7 protein-coding genes and 1 pseudogene are annotated in these 5,556 nt (G+C 68.3%); 6 read left to right on the forward strand and 2 right to left on the reverse strand.

The features are described from left to right. The 3 genes and pseudogenes from DBR34_RS22040 to ppk2 all read left to right on the forward strand — a co-directional run. Nucleotides 1-259 (forward strand): annotated as a pseudogene (locus tag DBR34_RS22040) (UDP-N-acetylglucosamine-peptide N-acetylglucosaminyltransferase); the annotation flags it as partial. Nucleotides 260-282: 23 nt separating this feature from the next. Then, nucleotides 283-621, forward strand: a complete 339-nt coding sequence (locus DBR34_RS03165; protein WP_128095665.1) for a hypothetical protein — start codon at nt 283-285, stop codon at nt 619-621. 50 nt (nt 622-671) lie between these two features. Then, on the forward strand, nt 672-1,451 hold the full coding sequence (ppk2, locus tag DBR34_RS03170) for a polyphosphate kinase 2 (protein ID WP_128095666.1): 780 nt from the start codon (nt 672-674) through the stop codon (nt 1,449-1,451). Between the two features lie 243 nt (nt 1,452-1,694). Here the strand turns inward: ppk2 and DBR34_RS03175 are convergent, their stop codons facing one another. Both DBR34_RS03175 and DBR34_RS03180 read right to left on the reverse strand, forming a co-directional pair. Continuing rightward, nucleotides 1,695-2,267 carry a TlpA disulfide reductase family protein gene (locus DBR34_RS03175; RefSeq protein WP_128095667.1) on the reverse strand — a complete coding sequence of 191 codons (573 nt, stop codon included), beginning with the start codon at nt 2,265-2,267 and terminating at the stop codon, nt 1,695-1,697. After that, entirely contained in the window at nt 2,264-3,538 is a 1,275-nt protein-coding gene (locus DBR34_RS03180; protein WP_128095668.1) for a YihY family inner membrane protein, read from the reverse strand. Before DBR34_RS03180 ends, DBR34_RS03175 begins: the two co-directional genes overlap by 4 nt. Before the next feature lie 83 nt (nt 3,539-3,621). Between DBR34_RS03180 and wrbA the strand changes: the two genes are divergently transcribed. The 3 genes from wrbA to DBR34_RS03195 all read left to right on the forward strand — a co-directional run bounded on the left by wrbA (nt 3,622) and on the right by DBR34_RS03195 (nt 5,133). Further along, nucleotides 3,622-4,212 (forward strand): NAD(P)H:quinone oxidoreductase, encoded by a 591-nt coding sequence (gene wrbA / locus DBR34_RS03185; protein ID WP_128095669.1) that lies wholly within the window; start codon nt 3,622-3,624, stop codon nt 4,210-4,212. After that, the gene (locus DBR34_RS03190) at nt 4,209-4,544 is read left to right on the forward strand and encodes a DUF2069 domain-containing protein (RefSeq protein ID WP_128095670.1); all 336 of its coding nucleotides are present in this window, start codon (nt 4,209-4,211) and stop codon (nt 4,542-4,544) included. The genes wrbA and DBR34_RS03190 overlap by 4 nt, the downstream gene beginning before the upstream one ends. 103 nt (nt 4,545-4,647) lie before the next feature. Further along, on the forward strand, nt 4,648-5,133 hold the full coding sequence (locus DBR34_RS03195; RefSeq protein WP_038690351.1) for an asparaginase domain-containing protein: 486 nt from the start codon (nt 4,648-4,650) through the stop codon (nt 5,131-5,133). Nucleotides 5,134-5,556 lie beyond the last annotated feature (423 nt).

Below are 5,556 nucleotides of genomic sequence, written 5' to 3' on the forward strand. Positions count from 1 at the left end.
CGCGACGTTTGCCTCGCGCGTGGCCGGCAGCCTCAACCACCACCTGGGGCTGGCGCGCATGAACGTGGCCGACGACCGCGCCTTCGTGGCCACCGCCATCGCGCTGGGCAACGACGCACAGGCACTGCAGGCCTTGCGCGCCGAACTGGCGCAGCGCCGCAGTGACAGCGGCCTGTTCGACATGGCCGGGTTTGCCCGTGATTTCAGCGCGGTGGTGGAAGACCTGGCGCGCGAACGCGGTTGGCAGGGCGCGGCGTGACATCCGGCGCGGGATCGCCACGCGTGCTGTCGCTGCTGGAACAGGCGCGCGCGCAGGCGATCGCAACGCTGCGCGAAACGGCGGGCGACGCCGCCGCGCTTGCATGGAAGGGTGAGCTCGACTTGGCAATCGCCCGCCTGCAGTGGTGCGCGCAGCACGCGATCGACAGCCGCACCGTGGCCACGGTGCTTCCCTGGCCGGCCGATGCGTTCGGGTCGTTTGCCGTGGTCGAATGCAACGATGAGGGCGAGCCGGTGGCTGAGAGCGCGCTGCAGATCGCCGGCGAACCGGTGGTGCTGATGCCGGGCGACCTCCTCGTGCACCGGCCGCGTGCCCTGCCCGGCGACGCCGACAACGGCTGAACCCTCGCTGCGCTAGGCTCGGGGTTCCCGAGGATGACCGAGGCACGTGGATGGGCAAGCTCAAGCGCAAGCAGTACCAGGCCCTGCTGGAACCCATGCAGCTGGAACTGATCGCGATGGCGCGCTGGGTGCAGCACACCGGCCAACGCGTGCTGGTGCTGTTCGAAGGCCGGGATACCGCCGGCAAGGGCGGTGCGATCCAGGCCATCGCCGAGCACCTCAATCCGCGCCAATGCAGGGTGGTGGCGCTGCCCAAGCCAACCGACCGCGAAGGCACGCTGTGGTATTTCCAGCGCTATCTCGCGCACCTGCCGGCCGGCGGCGAGATCGTGCTGATGGATCGCAGCTGGTACAACCGCGCCGGGGTTGAACACGTGATGGGCTACTGCAGCGAACCGGAGTACCACGCGTTCCTGGCCCAGGCGCCGGTGGTAGAGAAGCTGCTGGTGGACGATGGCATCCTGCTGTTCAAGTACTGGCTGGGCGTGGACCAGGCGCAGCAGGAAAAGCGGTTTGCCGAGCGCCACCTGGACCCGCTCAAGGGCTGGAAGCTGTCGCCGGTGGACCTGGAGTCACGCAGCAAGTACAGCGCCTACACCGACGCGCGCGAAGCGATGCTGCGCGCGACCCACCGTGACGAGGCGCCGTGGACGCTGGTGGACTTCAACGACCAGAAGCGCGGCCGGCTGGCGCTGATCCGCAACCTGCTCGACCGCATGCCCGACACCCGCGTGGACGAACCGGAACTGGCGCTGCCGCCGTTGAAGGGCAAGCTGCACAAGGAGCAGTTCGGGGTGCTGCCGCCGATTGACGGGTTCGAGATTCCGTAAGGCTGCAGACACCTGCCGCGGTGCATCGCTTTTTGGAAAGGCAGCCGGGGGTAGAGCCGGGCTCTGCCCGGCTGCCGCGCGCAACACGGTAGAAGCGCCATACGCGCATCGCCGGCGAAGAGCACCCCGCGTAGAGCCGGGCTCTGCCCGGCTACCACGCGCGGCGCGGTGGAAGCGCCGCAGACGCCACCCGCGCATGCATCGCCTTTGGTAAAGCAGCCGGGCAGAGCCCGGCTCTACGATTCAGCCTTCCTTGATGCGCGCCTCGATGTCGTGCGCGGTGACCGGGCCGAGGAACTCCTTGGCGACCTTGCCGTCGGGCGCGATCAGGTAGGTCAGCGGCAGGCCGCGCGGGATGGCGAAATCCTCGGGCGGGTTGTAGGTGTCCACGATGACGATGGGATAGGTCACCGGGCGCTTTTCAAGGAACGCCTTCATCTCGGCCGGCTCGATGTCCTCGTACGCCAGGCCGACCACCTCGATCTCGCTGCGCATGGCGTGCAGCGCCGACAGCTCCGGCATCTCCTTGCGGCACGGCGCGCACCAGGTGGCCCAGAAATTGACCACCACCCACTTGCCGCGATGTGCGGCCAGGTCGTAGGTGCTGCCATCCAATGCCGGCAAGGTCAGGGTAGGACGTTCGACGGTCTTGCGATCGGTCGGCGCACCCTCGGTGGCCGCTGGCGTGGCCGGTTCTGCGACGGCGGCCGGTGGCGCGGTCGGCGTGGGTGCGGTGGCGTCGGGCTGGGCGGTGGGCTTGTTGCAGGCGGCCAGGGCCAGCAGGCCCACGGCCAGCAGCAGGGGCTTGGCGGTCATGGTGTATCTCCGGGGGTCGAGTAGATATCGCTGACGCGGCGCTTGAGCAGTTCGCGCAGCGGCAGGCGCAAGGCATCCAGCGCCAGTACCGAGGCCTGGCCCAGGCTGTCGTCGCGGTACGGCAGGTAGGCTTCGCGCACCGGGATGCGCATCTGCGTGGTCTCGTACAGATCGGCCAGGGTGAGCTTGTCCAGGTCGCGCGCCAGCAGCCATTCGCCGCGCTCATCGCGCCGCACCACGCGGATGGCCTCCAGGTCGCAGAGCATGGTCTGCAACAGCGAGTCGGTGAGCATGGGCTCCAGCCGCAGGATCTCATCATCGTCCAGGCTGTGGCCTTCGGCACGGGCCTGCTGGAACCGCCCGATCAGGCGCAGCAGGCCGTAAATCTCATAGCCGGTGGGCAGGCGCAGCTCGGCCGGCTGGTAGCGGAAGGCAGCGACCGAGGACGCCAGCGAGGCTCCGAGCAGCACCGACACCCAGCACAGGTAGATCCACAGCAGCAGGATCGGCACGAAGGCGACCGTGCCGTAGAGCTTCTGGTAGGACTGGAAGCTGCCCAGGTAGGCGCCCATGCCCCACTTCACCAGTTCCAGCATCACCGCGGCCAGGATCGCGCCGGGAATGGCGTGCCGCCACTTCACCGTGTGGTGCGGCACCACGCGGTAGACCAGCGTGATGCAGACGAACTCGATCAGAATCGGGGCCACGGTCAGCGAGAAATTGGCCAGCCAGCGGCCTTCGCTGGTGCCGAACAGGGGCAGCGCGAACACCCGCGCCGATACCGCCAGCGAGGCGGCCGCCAGCATCGCGCCGAGGGTCAGCACGGTCCAGTAGACCAGGAAGCGGGTCAACTTGGGCCGGGTGGAGCCCACGCGCCAGATCTGGTTGAAGGTTTCTTCCACGCTGTTGAGGGTGATCAGCAGCGACACCACCAGCGCGATGAAACCGGCGGCGGTGAGCTGGCCGGCACTGGCCGAGAACTGGCGCAGGTAGCCTTCGGCGGCGCGCGCGGCGTTGGGCACGAAGTTGGAGAACACGTAGTCGCTGAGCTGGTCGCTCCAGCGGTCGAACACCGGGAACGCCGACAGCACGCCGAACACCACGATGGCCAGCGGCACCAGCGCGAACACGGTGGTGTAGGCCAGCGAGGCCGCGGCCTGGAACAGGCGGTCGTCCAGGAAGCGCCGCCAGAGGAAGCGGCCGAAGCTGGCGGCACGCTTGCGATCGCGCACGCGCTCCATCCAGAGGTTCACGGTGTCGAGGGGTTCCATCGGCGCAAGGGTACCCGAAGAGGGGTGTGCGGGACTGCATCGCATCGCCATACTGGCCGCTGGTCCGGATGAGATGACGCGCGATGGCGGAAATACTGGTGCTCTACTACAGCCGCGGCGGTTCGGTGGCCCGGCTGGCCCGCCAGATCGCACGGGGCATCGGCGAGGTGCCGGGCATGAGCGCGCGGCTGCGCACGGTGCCGCCGGTGGCAGCGGTGACGCAGACTGCCCGCCCGCCGGTGCCCGAGGATGGCGCGCCCTACGTGGACATCGGCGATCTGGCCGATTGTGATGGGCTGATCCTGGGCAGCCCGACCCGGTTCGGCAACATGGCCGCGCCGGTGAAGCATTTTCTGGATGGGCTGGGTGCCGAATGGGTCAATGGCACCCTGGCCGGCAAGCCGGCGGCGGTGTTCACCTCGACGGCCTCGTTGCATGGTGGCCAGGAATCGACGCTGCTGTCGATGCAGGTGCCGCTGCTGCACCACGGTTGTCTGATTGTCGGCATTCCCTTCACCGAGCCGGCGCTGAGCCATACGACCACCGGTGGCACGCCCTACGGGGCCAGCCACGTGGCCGGGGCCGACGACAATCCGGTACCGAGCGAGGATGAGGCGATCCTGGCACGCGCGCTGGGCCGGCGCGTGGCCGACATCGCGCGGCGGCTGGCATGAACGGCCGCGCGCAGGATGCGATCCTGGCGCTGCTGCTGGTGGCGCTGGCGGCGGTGTATGCGCTGTGGTTCGCGCAGGACCGGCATTGGCTGGCCACGCAGCTGGTGTTTACCCTGCCGCCACTGCTGCTGGCGCTGGGGGTGTGGCTGCGGCGCGGCAAGGCGGCCTTCTGGGCCGGGGTGCTGGCGCTGTTCTGGTTCAGCCACGGGGTGATGAGCGCCTGGAGCCACCCGGAAACGGCCGGCTGGGCATGGGCGGAGCTGCTGCTGGCGCTGGCGGTGATCGGGGTGGGCAGCGGTCCGGGGCTGCGCCGCCGCTTCGGGAAGCGCTGACCGGTTGGCGGCCTGCGGCTGCGGGGCGGCGCTGGCGGTCGTATCATCTGCATCCCGGCGCGGGCTGCCCGCACGGTTCTGACCGCTATCCAGGAAGCCTGCAATGGACGAACTACTGATCATCACCACCGGTGGCACGATCGACAAGATCTACTTCGACGACAAGTCGGACTACCAGATCGGCGATCCGCAGATCGGGATGATCCTGCGCGAGCTGGGCGTGACGTTCCGTTTCAATGTGATTCCGATCCTGCGCAAGGATTCGCTGCACATCACCGACGAGGACCGCGAGCTGATCCGCGCGACCATCGCCGCGCAGCCGACGCGCCACGTGCTGGTGACGCACGGCACCGATTCGATGGTGCAGACCGGTCAGGTGCTGCGGAGCATCGCCGACAAGACGATCGTGATGACCGGCGCACTAAGCCCGGCCCGCTTCCGCGGCTCGGACGCGGAGTTCAACATCGGCTGTGCGATCGGCGCGGTGCAGTCACTGGCCAGCGGCGTGTACATCGCCATGAACGGCCGCATCTGGAACCCGGAGCACGTGCGCAAGAACGTAGCGGCGAACCGGTTCGAAGAAGCCTGACTGGAGGGGGAGGTTTTTTGGCGGCTGCCGGCAGAAGTTACTTCCAACGCCACTTCCAAAGCCACGTCTGGAGCAACGTCCAAAGCGGCGCCCCCTGCGTTCCGGGCTGGGCGGGGGTGTGTGAGTCCGCGGGACACGCCGTAAATCCATCCCTGGAGGCTCGTGAGCGCCATCCATGGCGCCCAACGGTCCCGCGAACTCACACACCCCCACCCCAGATAGTCAGTCGGTGGCCTGGGCAAGGCCAAAGCAGCACAGAGCAGAGCAACACGCCCGCACTCGAAGATACCGCTTCTCCGTTGCGCACCGACACACTGTCAAAGGCTGGGTACGGGTGGGTTGGCGGGACCGTTGGGCGCCATGGATGGCGCTCACGAGCCTACAGGGACGTACTTGCGGCGTGTCCCGCCAACCCACCCGTAC

Origin of the sequence: Stenotrophomonas sp. HMWF003, assembly GCF_003061285.1 — a bacterium.
Lineage (GTDB): Bacteria > Pseudomonadota > Gammaproteobacteria > Xanthomonadales > Xanthomonadaceae > Stenotrophomonas > Stenotrophomonas maltophilia_AP.

Excerpts from the sequence above, each read along its gene's own strand:
- ppk2 (WP_128095666.1), top strand. The coding sequence starts at position 672 with ATGGGCAAGCTCAAGCGCAAGCAGTACCAGGCCCTGCTGGAACCCATG.
- DBR34_RS03175 (WP_128095667.1), bottom strand. The coding sequence starts at position 2,267 with ATGACCGCCAAGCCCCTGCTGCTGGCCGTGGGCCTGCTGGCCCTGGCC.
- DBR34_RS03180 (WP_128095668.1), bottom strand. The coding sequence starts at position 3,538 with ATGGAACCCCTCGACACCGTGAACCTCTGGATGGAGCGCGTGCGCGAT.
- wrbA (WP_128095669.1), top strand. The coding sequence starts at position 3,622 with ATGGCGGAAATACTGGTGCTCTACTACAGCCGCGGCGGTTCGGTGGCC.
- DBR34_RS03190 (WP_128095670.1), top strand. The coding sequence starts at position 4,209 with ATGAACGGCCGCGCGCAGGATGCGATCCTGGCGCTGCTGCTGGTGGCG.
- DBR34_RS03195 (WP_038690351.1), top strand. The coding sequence starts at position 4,648 with ATGGACGAACTACTGATCATCACCACCGGTGGCACGATCGACAAGATC.